General features: G+C 61.8%; 3 protein-coding genes. 2 read left to right on the top strand and 1 reads right to left on the bottom strand.

Annotation, left to right across the window (positions count from 1 at the left end):
• Positions 1-41 precede the first annotated feature (41 nt).
• Complete coding sequence (locus tag EOA86_RS28705; protein WP_128344744.1) at positions 42-620, top strand: poly-gamma-glutamate hydrolase family protein; 579 nt, start codon at positions 42-44, stop codon at positions 618-620.
• A 322-nt stretch (positions 621-942) separates the two neighbouring features.
• Here EOA86_RS28705 and EOA86_RS28700 read toward each other — a convergent pair whose 3' ends face one another.
• Positions 943-2,097 carry an ROK family transcriptional regulator gene (locus EOA86_RS28700; protein ID WP_128344742.1) on the bottom strand — a complete coding sequence of 385 codons (1,155 nt, stop codon included), beginning with the start codon at positions 2,095-2,097 and terminating at the stop codon, positions 943-945.
• Positions 2,098-2,296: 199 nt separating this feature from the next.
• Between EOA86_RS28700 and EOA86_RS28695 the strand changes: the two genes are divergently transcribed.
• A partial coding sequence (locus EOA86_RS28695; protein ID WP_128344740.1) for an extracellular solute-binding protein occupies positions 2,297-2,991 on the top strand: 695 nt, incomplete at its 3' end.

Genomic DNA, 2,991 nt, shown 5'->3' with positions numbered 1-2,991 from the left:
TTGTAGGATCGTGATATCTCCGGCTGCAGCAGAGGGGCGGGATGATCACGCGGCGCGAATATCAGAACTATGCCGAACTCGCTCAGCACGAGACCGAGGGCTTCGACTACCGCGTCACGACGCGCAAGGTCGCGGGCAGCCCGGTTGCCATCGTGGCCCCGCACGGCGGTGCGATCGAATTCATGACGCTAGAACTGGCGCGGTCGATCGCGGGTGATGATCACAATTTCTATGCGTTCGAAGGTATCGCGAAGAAAAACAACTGGCGCCTGCACATCACATCGCACCGGATCGACGAGCCACGCGCGCTGGAGTTGATCGCACCCTGCGAGAAGGTGCTGACGGTTCACGGCCTCGGCGCTGATCTGCAATCGCTCCAGGTGGGAGGCCGCGACACGGCATTGCGCGCCAGCATCCATGCGGCGTTGCTCGCCGCGGGTTTCGAGAGCCAGATCATCACCACGGGGGAATATGCCGGCATGGAGCCCCTGAACATCTGCAACCGCGGAAAGACGGGGGCAGGTGTGCAGCTCGAGATCAACGCCGGCCTTAGATACTCGCTGAGGGACGATGCCTCCGCGCACAATGCGTTCGTCGATGCTGTTCGGTCGGCGCTCTAGCCTTCGGAATGGCAGAACCGCTCAAGCGCGATCAAAAGGCGGTTCACCACCCGATGGCGTGTGTTGCCTGCATGGACGAGAAGCCGGCGGGCGAGCTCGGGAGGTTTTGAGCTGCCAGCCGGCCTGTGGCCAGGCTCCTCGATAAGCCACGGACACGTATACGATGAAGACACTGGACCCGTTTGCTCCTCGGGTCCGCCGTCATCGACGAGTCACACTCATAGTGTAACAACCGTCGAAAGGCAACAGCGTTTCAGCGGGGATGGAGAGGGCTCGGCCAAGACGGCGATCGCCCGGCAAATCAATCAAGCGGGCAGGGCGGTCAGTAATAGGTCGATTTGAAGGGCGTCACCGCCGCGCCCATGGCTGCCGCGTCGTTCGAGATCTCCGAGATGATGAGCTTCGGGACGGGACGTGACACGTTGTAGCGAGGCCGGCCGAAGAGTTCGGTACGAGCGGTCAGGAGTTGCGCCAGGCCCGGAGGAACTTGTCCGCCAAAAACGATCGCCTGCGGGTCGAACACTGCCCAGATTGCGTTGATGAGCCGGTTGTAGGCAGGCGCCACTTCATCCAGCCACTCCGACACGCCCCGCCACTTGGGATCGAAGTTCTTTCGCATATAGGTGATCGAGGGAACGTCGACGCCGTTGCGGTTGAGCTGCTCGATGAGAGACTGCAACGCCGGCCGCCGTGGCACCTCGTCCTCGGAATACATCTGCGTAAAGCCCGCTGCGTTGCCATTGCCACCAGGCAGGAGCTCGCCGTTGCTTATCAGCCCGCCGCCAAGTCCGTAGTTGAAGCTGATGTAGGCAAAGTGCTTGATATAGCGGCCGACACCGAACATGGACTCGGCCACGGCGCCAGCCTGGCCGCCATTCAGCACCCACACCGGCTTGGCAAAGAAATCGGCCAGCAGTGGGCCGAGTTCGATTAGCGACCATTCGTGCAACGGAAGCGACGCGTTGAAGCGCGTCCCGCCGATATGGAAGCCGGCGATCGCAAATCCGATTCCAAAGAAGGCGTCCTCCGCGAGATCGTGGCGCTTCTGTTGCTCCTTGATCTTGCCGCCAACAAGCTCGAGCGCCTCCGTCATCGAGCGTTCCCGCAAGGCGATGCTGCTTTCAGCCAGAACGGCGCCCGAGAAGTTCATGACGCAGATGTCGATGACATCCGCGTTGACCGAGATCCCGACGGAATAGGCGTGGGACGCATCGAGCCTCAGCATCGGGCTCGGCTGGCCGCTCCCAAGCCCCGGCTTTGGCGACCCCTTGGACACGATCCCGCGTTCGGCGAGGCGGTCGATGATCCGGTAGACCGACTGCTGCGTCAGATCGGTGTGGCCGGTCACTTCGCTACGTGCCAGGCCAGGGTTGCGCCACAGCAGATGCAGCAGCTGGCGCTCATTGGGGGACACGACGCCGCCTTCGTCCGACCGCAGGAATTGCGGCGCGATCCGGCTGTCGGGGGAATAGACCATCGTTTCACCTCCCTGACACCGCATACCGGCTCCGTGTGACAATTTCCAATGCTGCGTGAGCTTAGTAGCTGCTCCGGATTAACAATTCGCAGTTCGGGGGCTTGCGCCCGTCATCCAATTGTTACACAATATGAGTAACAATGAAAAGCGAAGGCCGAGATGGTTCGGTCGAAAGCGCCAGCAAGGAGGACGGACACTCATGAGAATAATTCTTACCGCGGCAGCGGCTGCCGTGATCACGGGAGCTGGAGCCGCGCACGGCGCGGACATCGAATTCTGGTATGGCAACACCGGTCGTATCGAGGAAGCCATCCTGGCCGAGTGCAAGGCTTTCAACGACAGTCAGGCTGAGCACAAGGTGAACTGCGTGGGGCAGGGCAGTTACGAGGCCGGCATGCAGAAGGCCATCGCCGCCTACCGCTCCGGTCAGCATCCCGTCCTGCTCCAGCTCTTCGACGGCGGCACGCTCGACATGATGCTGTCGGGCGCCATCATCCCGGTGCAGGAGCTGATGCCCGACGTGAACTGGGCCGACTACCTCTCCGGGGCCCGCGGCTACTATGAATCGTCCAAGGGCGAACTCTATTCGCAGCCGTACAACGGCTCGACCCTGATCTTCTACGGCAACATGGAAGAGCTGGGCAAAGTCGGCGTCACCGAGCTTCCCGACACGTGGGAAGAAGTGGTCGATACGGCGCGGAAGCTCAAGGAATCCGGCCATGCCTGCCCGCTGGTCACCGACGGCCATCCCTGGCGCATCCTCGAACAATTCGCGGCCAGCCACGGCGTGCCGATTGCCACCAAGCACAACGGTTATGGCGGCCTGGATGCCGAGTACGCCTTCAACCAGGGCCTCATCGCCGACCACCTGAAGAATCTGGCCGAGTGGCACAA

Origin of the sequence: Mesorhizobium sp. M5C.F.Ca.IN.020.32.2.1 (assembly GCF_004023105.1) — a bacterium.
In the GTDB taxonomy this organism is placed as follows: domain Bacteria; phylum Pseudomonadota; class Alphaproteobacteria; order Rhizobiales; family Rhizobiaceae; genus Mesorhizobium; species Mesorhizobium wenxiniae.
The sequence above is the reverse complement of the archived record's forward strand: the minus strand, read 5'-3'. Positions and strand labels throughout refer to the sequence as shown.